Source organism: Micromonospora sp. NPDC057141 (genome assembly GCF_042670805.1).
In the GTDB taxonomy this organism is placed as follows: domain Bacteria; phylum Actinomycetota; class Actinomycetes; order Mycobacteriales; family Micromonosporaceae; genus Micromonospora.
The window spans coordinates 249,741-264,945 of sequence record NZ_JBHUVA010000003.1 but is presented as its reverse complement, the minus strand read 5'-3'; the positions used below and the strand labels follow the sequence as shown (position 1 = coordinate 264,945).

Here is a 15,205-nt window from a genome sequence, read left to right as displayed (position 1 = left end):
ATTCCTACACCTCCCCTCGCGGTTCGGGGGGTGCCCGATAATGGGCCCCCCCCGGGGGGGGGGGGTTGTTGGGCCGCCCCGGGGGGGGGGGGGCCCCCCCCCCCCCCCCCACCGGGGGTGAGTCAGGGCTTGCGGGCGACGGCCCCGTACATGCTGACGTCGACCACCGAGGGCCGGGGCCGCGGCTCTCGGTCGGCGTGCCACTGCGCGATCGAGACGATGCCCGGGTCGACGAGCTCCAGGCCCGTGAAGAAGCCGGCGAACTCCTCCCGGCTGCGCAGGCTGATCACGTCGCGCGCCCCGCCGCTGCGCGTCGCCGCCCTGGACTCCCGCGCCACCTGCTCGGGCAGGTGGTCATAGGTGGCGTGCGAGGCGGCCAGGTAGCTGCCGGCGGGCAGCGCCTCCAGCAGCCGGCGGACCAGCGCGTACGGGTCGTCAGGATCGGGCAGGAAGTGCAGGATCGCGACCAGCATCAGCGCCACCGGCTGCCCCAGGTCGATGGTGCGGAGCAGATCGGGATGGCGCAGGATCTTCTCCGGGTCCCGCAGGTCGGCGTCGATGTAGGCCGTGGCGCCCTCGGCCGAACTGGTCAGCAGCGCCCGGGCGTGGGCGAGCACGATGGGGTCGTTGTCGACGTAGACCACCCGGGCCCGCGGGTCGGCGGCCTGGGCAACCTCGTGGGTGTTGTCGGCGGTGGGGATGCCGGTGCCGATGTCGAGGAACTGCCGCAGACCGGCCTCGCGGGCGAGGTGGGCGACCGCCCGCTTGAGGAAGCGGCGGTTCTCCAGGGCGGCGACGCGGATGGTCGGGAAGGCCGCGGCCATCGCGTCCCCGGAGTCCCGGTCGGCCTGGAAGTTGTCCTTGCCGCCCAGCAGGTAGTTGTAGCGGCGGGCGGGATGCGCCACCGAGGTGTCGATCCGGTCGCTGGGGTGGGCGGGACCGGTCGAGGCGCCGGGGGCATCGGTGGTCAAGGGGTGCCTCCATGGCTCTGCGCTGACCTGTTGCGCCGGCGTCCGTCCACTGTCGCCGGTGTCGACCATGGTAGAGGCAGCGTGAGCCGCCGCCCCGCCCAGGGAACCCGCCGTTACGGGTAGAGCTCGTCGCGCAGCCGGGTGAGCAGTTCCGGCGTCCGCTCCGGGGGCTCGGCCTCGACGCAGAGCCGCTCCATGGCCGCCGCGTAATAGTCGAGGTCCTCGCGCTTGTCGAGGTAGATGGCGCTGGTGAGCTGCTCGATGTAGACGATGTCGGGCAGGTCCTGGTCGCCGAAGCGCAGGATGGTGAACGCCCCGCCGGCGGCGGCGTGACCGCCCGCGTCGAACGGGATGATCTGCAACCGCACGTGCGGCGCCCGGGTCGCCTCGATCAGGGCGGTGAGCTGGTCACGCATGACCTTGGCCCCGCCGATCGGCCGGCGCAGCGCCGCCTCGTCCACCACCGCCCACAACTGCGGGGGCTGCGGCCGGCGCAGCAGCTCCTGGCGCTGCATGCGCAGGCCCACCCGGCGGTCGATCTCGTCCGAGGCGGCCCCTCGGTGACCGAGCAGGACGACGGCCCGGGCGTACTCCGGGGTCTGGAGCAGGCCCGGCACGAACTGCACCTCGTAGCTGCGGATCAGCGCGGCGGCCGCCTCCAGGCCCAGGTAGGACTGGAACCACGACGGCAACACGTCGCCGTAGCGGTGCCACCAGCCGGGACTGTTGGCGTCGTGGGCGAGCTTGAGCAGGGACTTCCGCTCCGTGGAGTCGGTGACCCCGTAGAGGCTGAGCAGGTCGGCGACGTCACGCTCCTTGAAGCCGACCCGACCGAGCTCCATCCGGCTGATCTTCGACTCGGAGGCCCGGATCTCCCAGCCGGCACCCTCCCGGGTCACCCCGCTGGCCTCCCGCAGGCGGCGCAGCTGCGCGCCGAGCAGCATGCGCAACACGGTCGGGCCGGTGGCCGGGCCACCCTCCGCGGGAACCATCGTCACGCACCGACCTCCGCTTGCTGCCTTCGTCGCACCGGGCCCCACCCCGGCCGACGTGTAAGCATGCCATGGACCGACAGTGAGGTGAACCCGGGCGGCGGGCACTTCGGTCCCGTTGACGAGACGCAGCCAGGGGGTGACCCAGAGTCAGCCGATCAGGTGGTCGAAGTCCCCGTCCCGAGCGCCGAGGACGAAGGCCGCGATCTCGTCGATGGTGTAGATCAGCGCCGGACCGTCGGGGTGCCGGGAGTTGCGGACGGCGATCCCGGCACCGCCGGGAAGCTCGGCCAGCTCGACGCAGTTGCCGCTGGGATTGCTCCGTCGACTCTTCAACCAGGTCAACGGGGGGAGCTGTGCGGTGGGAACACCGTTGCGGGGCTGCTGCATGGGGCATCTTTCTGGTAAGAGCCTGCCGATGCCGCGGGAGGAGCGGTGTGCTGGCGAGGGGTCGGGGCTTACGACGGGATTTGCTGCACGTGCATCTGCTATTGCATCTGCACCGGACAGCGAGCATGATATCGCACGTAGGGTGTACCCAGGCGTTCACTTTGGGTTACCCCACCTGGGGCTGTACCAGGGAAAACGGGAGTTTCCACGGGCGCCGGGCGGCAGCGGTCGGGCGCGTGGGGGCAGACGCGGTGAGGAGGGTTCGTGCCGGATCCGTTGACCATCGCGTCCGGCATCTCGGCCGCCGGGGCCCTGGTCTCCGCGTGGCAACTGCGCCGCCGGGCCCTGCTGGCCGAGGCGGAGATCGAACACCTCCAGGCGGAGCTGGCCGCCGAGCGGCACGCCGCCAGCCACGATGCCCTCACCGGGCTGCCCAACCGGCGGGCCTTCTTCCGGCTGGCCGCGACCCTGCTCACCGACACCGCGGGCCAGCCGCTGATCGCCATCGTGCTGGACCTGGACGACTTCAAGCAGGTCAACGACCGCTACGGGCACGCCGCCGGGGACCAGGTGCTGGTCAGCGTGGCCGAACGGCTGGCCGCCTTCGCCGGGGACAACCTCGTGGCCCGCCTCGGCGGCGACGAGTTCGCGGGCCTGCTGACCACCCCGACCGTCGACCGGCGGTGGATCGAGCACGCCTCCCGCCGGCTATGCGAGTCACTCGCCGCGCCGATCCCCCTCGGCGGCCTGAGCCTGCGGGTCACCGCCTCCGTCGGGCTCGCCCCCGTCACCTGCCCGACCCAGCTCACCGAGGCGCTCGACCGCGCCGACGCGGCGATGTACCGGGCGAAGAGCGTCGGCACCTCCCGCTCGGCCCGTCAGCTCGTCGACAGCTCGAACCTCGCCGAGTGCTGACGCCCGACCGGGCCGCCCGCTACGGAGCGGCGGGGCTCAGCGCCAGCCGTAGCCGGCGCGCAGCGCCTGGCCCACCCGGTCGAAGCGCGCCCGGTCCAGCACCGCGCCCTCGCGCCGGATGCTGTCCTCCCGCATGGTGAGGACGCGGTCGAGCCGCACCCAGCTGGGCCGGCTGTCCCGGTCCCAGGCTCCCGGGCCCAGCGCCAGCCAGTGCCGCTGGCCGTCCCGCTCGCCCTGGCTGGACAGCATCAGGCCGAACAGGGTCCGGCTGGACCGACCCACCACCAGCACCGGGCGGTCCTTGCCCTGCCGGGGGTCGTCCTCGTAGGGGACCCAGGTCCAGACGACCTCACCCGGGTCGGCCTGCCCGTCGGGCTCCGGGGCGTAGCTGAGCTCCCGGCGCTGCAACGCCGTGACCTGCCGGCGCCGCGCCACCTGGGCCGGGATCGGACCGGGGGTACGCGTCGACGCCGCCCCGCCGCGGGCCACCCGCCCCAGCCGGGACGCCACACTCCTCAACAGACCTGCCACGGCGGGCAGCCTAACCCGTCTCCCGGCCCGCCGCCCACCCGCAGCGGCCGGGAGATGCGGTGCAGCCGACCGGCGGGCGAACGGCCACCGGGCGGGCACAGTGGGGACATGACGACGAACCTGCACGCCCCGCTGGCCCGCTACGCCGCCCGGCTGCACGCCTCGATCGGCGACCGGCACCACGTCGCGTCCCCGCTGGGCGCGTGGCTGCTGCTCGCCCTCTGCGCATCGGCCGATCCCGACGAGCAGGCCACCGGCCCCGACGAGCAGGCCGCCGACCCCAGCGAGCCCGCCGCCGGCCTCGCCGAGGCCCTCGGGACCGCACCGGCACGGGCCGCCCGGGTCGCCGCCGCGCTGCTCGACGCGCCGCACCCCCTGGTGCCGTCGGCGACGGCCGTCTGGCACCGACCCGGCACGGAGACCGCCGGGCTGGACGCCTGGCGGGCCACCCTCCCCCACGCCACCGCGACCGGCCCACTGCCGGACCAGGCCGGCCTGGACGCGTGGGCTCGCGAGCACAGCCTCGGGCTGATCGAACGGTTCCCGCTGACGCTCACCACCCAGGTCGCGCTCGCCCTGGCCTCGGCCGTGGCCACCCGGATCTCCTGGGCCACCCCGTTCGGCCTAGCCCCGGCCGGGGCGCTCGGCCCGGACAGCCCGTGGGCCGGGCGGCTGACCCGGGTGCTGCGCACCCCGGCGCACGGGCACCGCGCGTGGATCGCCACGACGCCGGAGGCCGGGGACGTCGCCGTGCACGTGGCGGCGGCACAGCCGGCCGGGGACGGCCCGAGCGCGAACGGGACGGGCGGGAACGGCGGGACGGGGCTGGCGGTCGTCTCGGTGGCCGCCGCGCCCGGGGTGGCCCCCGCCGACGTGCTCGCCGCCGCGTACCGGATCGCCGCCGACGCCGACGCCGACGAGCCCGCCGGCCGGCGGTCGCTGTTCGACCTGCCGCTGGGCGAGACTCCGCTGTGGACGCTGCGCGAGGAGGCCGTGCGCACGTTCGCCCCCGACCGCCGGGAGCAGCGGCACGCGGCGGTGCTGCCCTGCTGGTCGGCGCGCGACGAGCACGACCTGGCCGGGCTCGGGTTCGCCGCCGCCGGCCGGGTGCTGGCCCCGCTGGTCGGGGCGGGCGACGTGCAGGCCCGGCAGGCGGCCGTGGCCCGCTACAGCCGGTACGGGTTCGAGGCGGCGGCCGTCACCGGGATGTTCGCGCGGGTCAGCCTCCCACCGGAGGGGATGGCCCGCGTCGCGGAGCTGCGCTTCGGCCACCCGTACGCGGTGGTGGCCGTCGCCACCGACCGGCGCGGCGACGGCACCGGCCCGTGGCACGGGGTGCCGGTCTTCTCCGGCTGGGTCGCCGAGCCCGACGACGTCGCCGCCGCCGACCTGGCCGACCCGCAGCGGGCCTGAGCGCGCGGGGGCCTGCGGCGGTCGACCGCCGCAGGCCCCGGCCCCGTGCAGTGGCAGGCCGCGAGGGCCATCCCAACCGCCAGGCGGCGGGTCACGCCGCCACGGGCACCTTCTCCTTTTCCTCCTCCTGCCGCTGCGCCGCGCGGGCGGCCAGCCGCCGCTCGCGCTCCTGCGCGCCGATCAGGTCGTCGGGCAGCGAGTCCGGCACCTCGATGTCGAAGCGGCGCAGCAGCCGGATCGCGAAGCCGCCGAGGGTCACCAGCACCAGCGCCGCGCCGAAGCAGACGTACGCGAAGCCGATGCCCCGGCCCGGACCGGTGCCGATGACCGCGCCCACCGACCCAGCGAGCGCGCCGCCCGGGGCGAGCATCGGCTCGAACAGGCCGGTGGCCGCCGGGGCGATCAGCGCGAACCCGATCGGCAGCGTGGACCAGGAGATGGTCTGGTTGAGGCTGAACACCCGGCCGTGGTAGCGCTGCGGCACCTTCACCTGGACGATCGTCGCGTAGATCGACTGGGCGGTGGTCATCGCCATGGCCAGCCAGAACGCCCCGACGCAGATGACCGCCACGGAGGCGTCCAGGCCGATCACGACGCAGCCGAGCGCGGTGCCGAGGTTGCCGATCAGCACGCCGATCATCCGCCGGTGGCGGGGGCCGCCCCACAGCGACATCAGCACGCCGCCGGCCACCGCGCCGAGCGCCTCGGCCAGGGCGACCTGCGCCACCTGTGTGGCGGTGGCGAAGGAGAGCACCAGCGGGGTGGTCAGCACCAGCGCCGGGGCGAGGAAGATGTTGCCGATCGCGAAGTAGCCCAGCATGAGCCGGAAGCCCGGATGCTGCCACGAGTAGCGCAACCCGTTGGCGATCGCGACGAGCAGCCGCTCCCGGGGCCGCCAGCCGAGCAGGTCGGGGAAGCGGACCACGGCCAGGGTCGCCACCGCCACCACGTAGCTGGCCACGTCGATGAGCAGGATGCCCTTGAGTTCGATGGCGGCCAGCAGGCCGGCGGCGAAGACGGGCATCAGCAGCATCGCGAAGCCGTTGGTGAGCTGGGTGACGCCCATCGCGTGGCCGAGGTAGCGCTTCGGCACGAGCTGCGGCACCGCCGAGGTGAACGCGATGCGCTGGAACGATCCGGCGACCTGGCTCAGCGCCACCAGGGCGTAGATCATCCACAGTCGCAGGTTGTCCGTCCAGAGCAGGGCGGCCAGCAGCAGCTGGATCGACCCGGCACCGGAGCTGGCGATCATCATGATCCGCCGGCGGCTGACCCGGTCGGTGATCGCGCCCGCGATGGGCAGCATCAGCACGCCGCAGATCAGCGCCAACGCCCACAGCAGGCCCAGGTTCGCCACCGAGCCGGTCTGGGTGAACAGCCAGATCGGCAGCGCGAACGCGGTCAGCGCCGAACCGGTGGTGGAGACGAGCTGGCCGGCGGTGACCGCCACGAACCGGCCCATGCTCGGCTTGACCACGGCCCGCTCCGGCCGGGGGGCCACGCCGACTCGCTGGTGGTCGGCGACGACCCAGCCGGCGTCCTCGCCCCGGGCCGGCGCCTCCAGCGCGGTGGTGTCGTCGGCGAGCACCGCCGGGTGCACCGCAGTGACGATCTCGGCCAGCTCGTCCGCCCGGTACTTGAGGAAGAAGTGCCCCGCCTGGTCGAGGACGACCAGCCCGACGGTGTCGGTGAGGAACTGCCACTCGGCGTACCGCTCGGTGAAGTAGTCGGTCACCGGGTCCTCGGAGCCGACCACCGAGACGATCGGGGCGCGCAGCTTCGCCGCCTGGGCGTCGAGCAGCCCGGTGAAGTACTCCTCCGAGGCGCGGGAGTCGGCCCGCATGTTGCTGATGATCCGGTCGGCCTGCTCCGGGTCCAGCTCGTCGGTGTCGACGCCCATCGACTTGAGCCAGCTCGCGTAGTGCTTGTTGCTGCGCAGCTGTTCGAGGCGGCTGCGGGCGGCGGCGAAGAAGCCCTTCGGGCGGGCGAACGGGAACATCGCGCCGATGTAGAGCGCCTCCAGCTCCCGGCCGGCCGCCTCGACCTTGCGGGCCACCTCGGCGACGATGGCGCTGCCGACGCCGCAGTGGCCGTACAGGACGATCGGGCCCTCGATCCGCTCGACGATCTCGTCGGCGACCCGACGGGTCAGCTCCTCGAACGGCAGGCCCTCCTCGCTGAGCCCCACGTCGTGGCCGGGGATCGCCAGCGAGTACAGGGCGTTGCCGGCGGGCAGGGCGTCGGCGAGGGGCTGGTAGACGATGGCGCTGCCGCCGCCGTACGGGACGCAGACGTACGTGCGGACCCGCTTGCCGGCGGGGATGGGCCTGGTCAGCTCGTAGAGCAGCCGGCGCGGACCGTCGTCGGCGGCGTCGCCGGTCATGAACGCGGCCAGCTCGCGGATGGTCCGCTGCTGGAACAGGTCCATCACGCCGACGGGCCGGCCTCCGTGCTCGGCCTTGCGGATCTTCGCCACGACCTGGGTGGCGAGCATCGAGTGCCCGCCCAGGTCGAAGAAGTCGTCGTCGATGCCGAGCGTGTCGACGCCCAGCACCTGCGACCAGATCCCGGCCAGCAGCCGCTCGGTGTCGTCGCGCGGCTCGACCAGCGCCACCGACGCCTCGCGGGTCACCACGGGCGCGGGCAGCGCCCGGCGGTCGAGCTTGCCGTTGGGGCTCAGCGGCAGCGCGTCGAGCGTGACGAACGCGGTCGGCACCATGTACTCGGGCAGGGTCTCCTTCAGCGCCGCCTTCAGCGCGGCGTGCCCGGCGTCGCCCACCAGATAGGCGGTGAGCCGCTTGTCGCCCGGGGTGTCCTCGCGGACGATCACCGCCGCCTCGGTGACGCCCGGCTGCTCCCGCAGGGCGCTCTCGATCTCGCCCAGCTCGATGCGCAGGCCACGCAGCTTCACCTGGTGGTCGATGCGGCCGAGGAACTCGATCACCCCGGGCGGGGCGCCGCCAGCCGACGGATCGCCGCCGGCCGCCCCACCCGCGCCGGCCGGGGAGAGCACCCAGCGGGCCAAGTCGCCGGTGCGGTACAGGCGGGTCCCCGGCTCGCCGGAGAACGGGTCGGGCACGAACCGCTCGGCGGTCAGCGCCGGCCGGCGGTGGTAGCCCCGGGCCAGGCCGACGCCGCCGATGTGCAGCTCCCCCGCGACGCCGACCGGGCACTCGTTGCCGGCCGGGTCGAGCACGTGCAGCCGCAGGTTGGCGATCGGGCCGCCGATCGGCACGCCCGCCAGGCCGGCCAGCGCTGCCGGGTCGCAGTGCCAGGCGCTGACGTCGATGGCCGCCTCGGTGGGGCCGTACAGGTTGTGCAGCTCGCACCAGGGCAGCCGGGCGGTGAACTCCACCGCCGAGGCCAGCGGCAGCTCCTCGCCGGAGCAGATCACCCGACGCAGCCCGGAGGCCGCCTCGATACCGTCCTCGCCGAGGAAGACCGTCAGCATCGACGGGACGAAGTGCGTGGTCGTGATCCGCTCGGCCACCAGCAGGTCCCGCAGGTACGCGGCGTCCTTGTGCCCGCCGGGCTTCGCCAGCACCAGCCGGGCGCCCTCCCGCAGCGGCCAGAAGAACTCCCACACCGACACGTCGAAGCTGGCCGGGGTCTTCTGCAGCACCGCGTCGTCGGCGGCGAGCCGGTAGGTCTGCTGCTTCCAGTGCAGGCGGTTGACGATGCCCCGGTGGGTGTTCGGCACGCCCTTCGGCCGGCCCGTGGAGCCGGAGGTGTAGATCACGTACGCGAGGTTGCCGGGCCCGGCCGTCGGCTCGGGGTCGGTGGCGGGCTGGTCGGCCCACGTCGCCTCGTCGTCGAGGGCGAGCACCGTCGCGCCGGTGTCGGGCAGCACGTCGCGCAGGTGCTCCTGCACCAGCACCACGGGGGCGTCCGCGTCGGTGACCATGAACGACAGCCGGTCGGCCGGGTACTCCGGGTCCAGCGGCAGGTACGCGCCGCCGGCCTTGAGCACGCCGAGCAGCCCGGCGACCAGCTCCACCGAGCGTTCGGCGCACACCCCGACGAGGGTCTCCGGGCCGACGCCGGCCGCGCGCAGCCGGTGGGCGACCCGGTTCGCGGCGGCGTTGAGCTCGGCGTACGTCACCGAGCGGCCCTCGAAGGTCAGCGCCACCGCGTCGGGCGCGGCGGCGGCCTGCGCCTCGAACGGCCCGTGCAGGGTCTGCTCCCGCGGGAACCCGGCGGCGGTGTCGTTCCAGGCGGCCAGCAGCTCCCGCTCGGCGGGGTCCGTCATCGGCAGGGCGGAGACCGGGGTGTCCGGCGCGGCGACGACCGCCCGCAGCAGGGTGGTCCACCGCCGGGCGATCCGCTCGACGGTGGCGCGGGTGAACAGGTCGGTGTTGAAGACCAGCTTGCCCCAGAGCCCCTCGGTGGTCTCCACGGCGTGCAGCTCGAAGTCGAACCGGGTGGCCCGCAGCTCCATCGGCGTCCACTCGAAGCGGACGTCGGCGGCGTCGGAGACACCGGTGAACCGGCCCATCTCGTAGTTCTGCAACACGAACATGGCCTGGAACACCGGGGACCGGCTCACGTCGCGGGGCAGGCCCAGCTCGTGCACGACCTTCGCGAACGGCACGTCGGCGTGCTCGAAGCCGTCCAGCACACCGCGCCGGACGCGGTCCAGCAGCTCGGTGAACGTCGGGTCGCCGGCCAGTTCGGCGCGCAGCGGCAGCATGTTGATGAACATGCCGACGACGTTCTCCAGCTCGGGGACGGACCGGCCGGCCACGGACGCGCCGACGGCGAAGTCCTCCTGCCCGGCGTGCCGGGCCAACAGCACCTGGTAGGCGGCGAGCAGCGTCATGAACAGCGTCGCGCCGCCCGTGCGGGTGAGCGCGTTGAGCCGCTCGGTCTCGGCCGGGTCGAGCTGGAACTCGACGAAGTCGCCCCGGTAGGTCTGGGTGGCCGGGCGCGGGGCGTCCAGCGGCAGCTCCAGCGGGGTGATGCCGGCCAGCCGGGACTTCCACCAGTCCAGGTGTCCCCGGGCCGCCGGGCCGCCCAGCTCCCGCGCCTCCCACACGGCGAAGTCGCCGTACTGCACGGGCAGGGCGGGCGGCTCGCCGCCGTGGTAGCAGGTGATCAGGTCGCGCAGCAGCACGTCCACCGACCAGCCGTCGCCGACGATGTGGTGCTTGCTCAGGAACAGCAGGTGCTCATCGTCGGCGGAGGCGAGGCGGATCAGCAGGGCGCGCAGCAGCGGCCCGGTGGCCAGGTCGAACGGCTCCGCCGACGCGGCCTCCACCAGCGCCTGCGCGGCGTCGGCGTCGGCCGCCTCCGTCACCGTCAGCGGCACCTCCACGGATTCCTCGACGACCACCGTGGGGCGGCCGTCGGCATCGGCGGGGAACCGGGTGCGCAGCGACTCGTGCCGCGCGGTCAGGGCGGCCAACGCGCCGCGCAGGGCCGCGACGTCGAGCGGCCCGCGCACCCGCAGCGGCACCGCGATGTGGTACGCCGCCTCGCCCGGGGCGAGCTGGTCCATGAACCAGACCCGCTCCTGGGCGTACGACAGCGGCACCTGCACGTCGGCGGGCCGGGGGGTGATCCGGGCGGCGGGGGCGGCGGCACGCTTGCGCAGGCGCTTGGCGATCAGCGCCTGCCGGGCCGCCTCCCGGGCCGGATCCAACAGGTCGGTCATGCGGTGTTTCCCTCTTCCGTCGCCAGCAGCTCGGCGACCTCGGCGTCGGAGAGCTCGTCGAGTTCCGCGGCGATCAGCTTCTCGATCTGGCCGGCCAGGTCGGCCACCACCGGGCTGCCGAACAGCGCCCGCATGGGCAGGTCCACGTCCACCTCGGCCCGGATCCGGGCCATCGCCCGCATGCCGCGCAACGAGTTGCCGCCGAGGGCGAAGAAGTCGTCGGTCGCGCCGACCTTCTCCACGCCGAGGATGTCGGCGTACACCTCGGCCACCAGGGCCTCGGCGTCGGTGCGCGGGGCGACGTACGCGTCGTCGACCGCCGCCGAAGCGGCCGGGGCGGGCAGGGCGGCCCGGTCCAGCTTGCCGTTGGGGGTCAGCGGCAGCGCGTCGAGCGTGACGAACGCGGCCGGCACCAGGTGCGCGGGCAGCTCCCGGGCCAGCTCGGCGGCCAGCGCGGCCTGGTCGGCGTCGCCGACCAGGTAGCCGACCAGCGTCGGCTCGCCGGAGTCGGTGCGCACGCCCACGGCCGCCGCCCGCACGCCGGGCCGGGCCAGCAGGGCCGACTCGATCTCGCCCAGCTCGATGCGCATGCCGCGCACCTTCACCTGGTCGTCGCGGCGGCCCAGGTACTCCAGCGTCCCGTCGGCCCGCCAGCGGGCCAGGTCGCCGGTGCGGTACATACGCTGCCCCGGCGGCCCGTACGGGCAGGGCAGGAACCGCTCGGCGGTCAGCCCGGCGCGGCGCAGGTAGCCGCGGGCGAGCTGGTCGCCGGCCACGTACAGCTCGCCGGCCACGCCCGGGGGCACCGGGTTCAGCGCGGCGTCGAGCAGCAGCGCCCGGGTGTTCCAGGTGCCCGTGCCGATCGGCACCGGCCCGGCGGCCAGCTCCTGCCCGGGTGCGATCCGGGCGGCGACACAGCCGACGGTGGCCTCGGTCGGACCGTACTCGTTGGTGACGGCCACGCCCGGGTGGGCGGCCCGCCAGGCGGCGAGCTGCTCGCCGGTGAGCGCCTCGCCGCCGATGACCAGGTCCGCCGTCGGGGACAGGGCGTCGTCGAGCAGCGGCAGGTGGCTCGGGGTGGCCTTGAGGAACGCCGGCTGCCCGCCGGCGCGGGCGGCCGGCTCGTCGATGGCGGCGAGCCGGACGGTGCCGCCGGCGGTGAGCGGCCCGAGCAGCCCGGTGACGGTCAGGTCGAACGACACCGGCGAGTGCAGCAGCGCCGTGCCGGCCAGCCCCGGGTAGGCGTCCCGCGCCCAGGCCAGGTAGGCCGCCACCGCCCGGTGCTCCACCACGACGCCCTTGGGTCGGCCGGTGGAGCCGGAGGTGTACAGCACGTACGCGGGGTGCTCGGGGCGCAGCGGGGCGGCCCGGTCGGCGTCGGTCAGGTCGGCCGCGTCGAGGTCGGCGGCGGTGCGCGGGTCGAGCACCAGCGCGTCGCCGGGCACCAGGGCCGCCGTGTCGGCGGCGGCCAGCACCAGCGCCGGCTCGGCGTCGTCGAGCAGGTACGCGATCCGGGCCGGCGGGTAGCCGGTGTCGACCGGCACGTACGCGGCGCCGGACTTGAGCACCGCGAGGACGGCCACCAGCAGGTCCGCCGAGCGGGGCAGGGCCAGGGCGACCCGGGTCTCCGGGCCGGCCCCGCGCGCCACCAGCAGCCGGGCCAGCCGGTTCGCGGCGGCGTTCAGCTCGGCGTACGTCAGCTCCGTGCCGGCGCAGACCAGCGCGGTGGCGTGCGGGGTGGCGGCGGCCTGCCGCTGCACCTCGTCGACGACGGTGCCGCCCGGCCGGGCGTGGGCGGTGGCGTTCCAGGCGTCGATGACCAGCCGCCGCTCGGCGTCGTCGAGCAGGGGCAGCTCGCTGACCCGCCGGCCGGGGTCGGCGACGGCGGCTTCGAGCAGCCGGACGTAGCGGGTGACGACCGCCTCGGCGGTGGCCCGGTCGAACAGGTCGGTGCGGTAGACCAGCCGGCTCTCCCCCGTGGTGACGTCGAAGGCCAGGTCGTCCTTCGTGGTGCCCAGCGGCACCGGGTCCAGCCCGGAGTCGGGGATGAAGTTCAGCGCGGTCTGGAAGATCGGCTGCACGGACGGGTCCCGCTGCGGGGCCACCACCTCGACGATCTTCTGGAACGGCGTCTGCCCGTGCTCCATCGCGTCGAGCAGGCCACCGGTGACCCGGCCGAGCAGCTCGGTGACGGTGGGGTCGCCGGTCAGGTCGCAGCGCAGCGCCACCGGGTTGACGAACATGCCGATCAGCGGGGCCACCTCGGCGGTGTCCCGGCCGGCGGTGGAGACGCCGACGACCACGGTGTCGTCGCCGGACATCCGCGACAGCAGCGCGGCGAACCCGGTCAGCAGCACCATGTACGGGGTGGCGGCCGAGGCGGCGGCGAGCCGGCCCACGGCGTCGAGCAGCCCGTCGGGCAGGTCGAAGCGGACCTCGTCGCCGGCGAAGCCGAGCTGGGCCGGGCGGGGCCGGTCCAGCGGCAGGCCGGTCACGGCGGGCGCACCGGCCAGGTGGGCCTTCCAGAAGTCGAGCTGCCGGTCCAGCTCCGGGCCGGCGAGCTGGTCGCGCTGCCAGGCGGCGAAGTCGGCGTACTGGATGGGCAGCTCGGGCACGGCGGCGGGCGCGCCGGTCAGCGCGGCCGTGGTGAACGCGGTCAGCTCGGTGGTGAACAGCACCGCCGAGTGGGCGTCGAAGACGGCGTGGTGCACCACGAACTGCACCGACCACGCCTCGTTGACCTTGACCAGCCGGGCCCGCCACAGCGGCGGGGTGTCGAGCGGGATCGGGGTGCGGGCCAGTTCCTCGCGGATCGCGTGGTAGCGGGCGAGCCGCTCGGCCTCGGGCAGGCCCGACAGGTCCTCGGCCGCCAGGCGGACCGGCTCGTGCTCGCGGACCACCTGCACCAGCGTCCCGTCGTCGGCGCGCAGGTGGGTGCGCAGCGCCTCGTGCCGGGCGACGACCTGGTTGAACACCTCGGTCACGGCGTCGGCGTCCAGCTCGGGCGGGAACGGCCACGGGTTGGACACGTTGTAGACCGGCGATCCGGGGTCGAGCTGGTTGGCCATCCACACCCGCTCCTGGGCGAAGGAGGCGGGGAAGGTCCACTCGCGACTCATGATGCTGCCTCGCGTACCGAGCGGGGACGCATGTCGGTCCAGACGGTGTCGATGTGCGCGAGGCACTCCTCGCGCGTGCCGGCGAAGCCGGTGTCGTGCCAACCCGCGGGGAGCTCCCGGTCGGCCGACCAGATCGAGTACTGCTCCTCGTCGTTGCGCACGACCAGGAATCGGGTTTCGGCCATCAGTTGTCTCCAGTGCGCTCGGGGGTGTGCGGCTCGGCCATCGCGACGGCGATCTTGCGGGGGCCGGTGAACGGCTCCCGCGCGTGCGCGGCGGTCATGTTGTCGACGACCAGCACGTCGTCGCGCTGGTAGTCGAAGCGGACGCTGGCGGCCCGGTACGCGGCCCGCAGGTGGTCCAGCACGTCGGCGGGGATCTCGCCGCCGTCGCCGTAGTAGGTGTTCGACGGCAGCCCGTCGGGGCCGAACATGGCCAGCAGCCCCTCCTGGTATTCCTTCGGCAGGGTGCTCAGGTGGAAGAACGTGGCGTGGTTGAACCAGCGCGGGGTGTCCGAGCCGGGCCGGTGGTGCACCGCGTCGCGCACGGCGCGGGTGCGCAGCCCGTCCGCGCCCACCCACTCCAGGGCGATCCGGTTCGCCGCCGCGTACGCCTCGACCTCGGCGCGGTCCTCGGTGTTGAACACGTCCTGCCAGCGGGTGCCGAAGTCGGCGTGGAAGTTGCGCACCAGCATCCACCGGCGGCGCACGAACTCCTCCCGCACGGCCGGGTCGATCAGCTCGTACACCCGGCGCACGTCCGCGAGGGGGGTCGCGCCGAGGGTGTCCGGCGGGGTGACGCACCAGAAGAACAGGGTCAGCGGCCAGCGCGCCTGGTACGAGTTCTCGTTGTGCAGGAAGATCTCCTCGTCCGGCGGGTAGTCGGTCGAGGTGTAGACCCGGCCCTTGATGGCGTGCCGGGGCGAGGACCGCTCGGTGTAGACCAGCGGCTCGCCGGCCAGCGCCCGCACCACGGCGTCGAAGCCGTCGACACCGCCGACGTCGAAGCCGCGGAACAGCAGCCCGCCGTGCGCGACGAGGCCGGCCCGCAGCTCGGCGCGGCGGGCGCCGATCAGGTCGGTCAGTGTCCGGCCGTCGCTTTCGACGACCACCGGCAGCGTGGCGATCGTGTCGCTCATTGCTCTGTAACTCCCTTGTCTCCTGGAAGCCCACGACTCCCCTTGCTTCGGTGAAGCCACGACTCCTCTTGATTCCTCGGTGC

Annotated in this window: 10 protein-coding genes; 2 read left to right on the top strand and 8 right to left on the bottom strand. The window is 74.4% G+C overall.

Annotated features, from left to right (window positions below):
* Window positions 1-122: 122 nt before the first annotated feature.
* From ACFT41_RS04565 to ACFT41_RS04555, 3 genes are all read right to left on the bottom strand, one after another.
* Window positions 123-971, bottom strand: coding sequence for an SAM-dependent methyltransferase (locus ACFT41_RS04565; RefSeq protein WP_377613741.1), 849 nt, complete (start codon window positions 969-971; stop codon window positions 123-125).
* Window positions 972-1,084: 113 nt separating this feature from the next.
* Complete coding sequence (locus ACFT41_RS04560) at window positions 1,085-1,969, bottom strand: helix-turn-helix domain-containing protein (RefSeq protein ID WP_377581044.1); 885 nt, start codon at window positions 1,967-1,969, stop codon at window positions 1,085-1,087.
* A 144-nt stretch (window positions 1,970-2,113) separates the two neighbouring features.
* On the bottom strand, window positions 2,114-2,353 hold the full coding sequence (locus tag ACFT41_RS04555; RefSeq protein WP_377581047.1) for a DUF397 domain-containing protein: 240 nt from the start codon (window positions 2,351-2,353) through the stop codon (window positions 2,114-2,116).
* A gap of 264 nt (window positions 2,354-2,617) precedes the next feature.
* Here ACFT41_RS04555 and ACFT41_RS04550 point away from each other — a divergent pair, with 264 nt between their 5' ends.
* Entirely contained in the window at window positions 2,618-3,268 is a 651-nt protein-coding gene (locus tag ACFT41_RS04550) for a GGDEF domain-containing protein (RefSeq protein ID WP_377581051.1), read from the top strand.
* Window positions 3,269-3,304: 36 nt separating this feature from the next.
* Here the strand turns inward: ACFT41_RS04550 and ACFT41_RS04545 are convergent, their stop codons facing one another.
* Window positions 3,305-3,799 carry a type II toxin-antitoxin system PemK/MazF family toxin gene (locus tag ACFT41_RS04545; RefSeq protein ID WP_377581054.1) on the bottom strand — a complete coding sequence of 165 codons (495 nt, stop codon included), beginning with the start codon at window positions 3,797-3,799 and terminating at the stop codon, window positions 3,305-3,307.
* 108 nt (window positions 3,800-3,907) lie between these two features.
* Here ACFT41_RS04545 and ACFT41_RS04540 point away from each other — a divergent pair, with 108 nt between their 5' ends.
* Window positions 3,908-5,212, top strand: coding sequence for a hypothetical protein (locus tag ACFT41_RS04540; RefSeq protein ID WP_377581057.1), 1,305 nt, complete (start codon window positions 3,908-3,910; stop codon window positions 5,210-5,212).
* Window positions 5,213-5,303: 91 nt separating this feature from the next.
* Here ACFT41_RS04540 and ACFT41_RS04535 read toward each other — a convergent pair whose 3' ends face one another.
* The 4 genes from ACFT41_RS04535 to ACFT41_RS04520 are packed head-to-tail and all read right to left on the bottom strand — an operon-like array spanning window position 5,304 to window position 15,122.
* Window positions 5,304-10,865 carry an amino acid adenylation domain-containing protein gene (locus ACFT41_RS04535; protein ID WP_377581060.1) on the bottom strand — a complete coding sequence of 1,854 codons (5,562 nt, stop codon included), beginning with the start codon at window positions 10,863-10,865 and terminating at the stop codon, window positions 5,304-5,306.
* Window positions 10,862-13,984, bottom strand: coding sequence for an amino acid adenylation domain-containing protein (locus ACFT41_RS04530; RefSeq protein ID WP_377581062.1), 3,123 nt, complete (start codon window positions 13,982-13,984; stop codon window positions 10,862-10,864). The genes ACFT41_RS04535 and ACFT41_RS04530 overlap by 4 nt, the downstream gene beginning before the upstream one ends.
* Complete coding sequence (locus ACFT41_RS04525) at window positions 13,981-14,169, bottom strand: MbtH family protein (protein WP_074473223.1); 189 nt, start codon at window positions 14,167-14,169, stop codon at window positions 13,981-13,983. Before ACFT41_RS04525 ends, ACFT41_RS04530 begins: the two co-directional genes overlap by 4 nt.
* Window positions 14,169-15,122 carry a TauD/TfdA family dioxygenase gene (locus ACFT41_RS04520; RefSeq protein ID WP_377581065.1) on the bottom strand — a complete coding sequence of 318 codons (954 nt, stop codon included), beginning with the start codon at window positions 15,120-15,122 and terminating at the stop codon, window positions 14,169-14,171. The genes ACFT41_RS04525 and ACFT41_RS04520 overlap by 1 nt, the downstream gene beginning before the upstream one ends.
* Window positions 15,123-15,205 lie beyond the last annotated feature (83 nt).